General features: G+C 69.1%; 1 protein-coding gene. It reads left to right on the top strand.

The features are described 5' to 3' along the window. Window positions 1-30 precede the first annotated feature (30 nt). A partial coding sequence (locus tag ACLIJ1_RS23335; protein ID WP_411367973.1) for a DUF4347 domain-containing protein occupies window positions 31-291 on the top strand: 261 nt, incomplete at its 3' end.

The following is a 291-nucleotide window of genomic DNA, read 5'->3' as shown; positions in this document are numbered from 1 at the left end:
GTACCGGTCGATCCGCCCGTTGTGACGGTGATGAATGGCGATGCGGGCCCGGTGACGCCAACCTCGTCCACCGAAATCGTTTTCGTGGACTCCCGCGTGTCCGACCCGCAGTCCTTCGCGGCGAACGGCCGCGAAGTGGTGGTGCTGAGCGTGGAGCAGGACGGTCTGGAGCAGATGGCCGCGGCGCTGAGCAGCCGCACGGGCGTGACCGCGGTGCACATCGTCAGCCACGGCGGCGACGGCTACCTGACGCTGGGCAGCGGCAACATCGACGCCGGCTCGGTGCAGACG

The organism is Hydrogenophaga sp. RWCD_12 (assembly GCF_046604225.1).
Classification (GTDB): Bacteria; Pseudomonadota; Gammaproteobacteria; order Burkholderiales; family Burkholderiaceae_C; genus Hydrogenophaga.
Note: the sequence above shows the minus strand (reverse complement) of the source record. Positions and strands in the feature narration are given on the sequence as shown.